This window comes from Burkholderia sp. DN3021 (genome assembly GCF_049805555.1).
Lineage (GTDB): Bacteria > Pseudomonadota > Gammaproteobacteria > Burkholderiales > Burkholderiaceae > Burkholderia > Burkholderia pyrrocinia_C.
In genome coordinates this window covers 1-592 of sequence record NZ_JBNCAB010000272.1, presented here as the reverse complement: position 1 = coordinate 592, position 592 = coordinate 1, and the positions used below count along the sequence as shown (strand labels likewise).

The following is a 592-nucleotide window of genomic DNA, read 5'->3' as shown; positions in this document are numbered from 1 at the left end:
TGACCCTGCCACGATTTCACGTACAGCAAGAAGTCTGATAACTTTTTGACTGTATGGAGAACAGGATGGCAGAGAAAGTGGTGCCGAGAAGGCAATACACGCAGGAGTTCAAGTTGGAGGCGGTGCGCTTGTCGGAGAGCGTCGGTCAGCATGAGGCCGCTCGCAGGCTGGGCGTGCCGGTGGCGACGCTGGGGAACTGGTGCCGCGACCAGCGCAAAGGTAATGCTGAAGTGGCGACAGGGCCGTCACCCAGCACGCCGAGTTCCAGTCGTCGCCCGGTCAGCGATCTGGAGGCCGAGAACAGTCGTCTACGCAAGGAGTTGGCCAGCGCGAAGCTCGACATCGAAATCCTCCGAAAGGCAACGGCGTACTTCGCGAAGGGGTCGCGGTGAAGTACGCCTGGATCGACGCACACCGCGACCAGTACAGCGTGAGCCGGCTGTGCCGGGTGTTGGTCGTCTCGCGCAGCGGGTATTGCCAGTGGCGGGCTCGCCCGCCCAGCGCCAGGGCGCAGGCCAACGAGGCGCTGGACGTCGAAGTGGCGGCCATCTACCGAGCCAGTCGCGGCAGCTATGGCCGCCCCCGTATCGTG

General features: G+C 63.9%; 1 pseudogene. It reads left to right on the top strand.

From position 1 onward, the window contains the following. Positions 1-53: 53 nt before the first annotated feature. A pseudogene (locus tag ACPUER_RS37050) lies at positions 54-592 on the top strand (transposase); the annotation flags it as partial.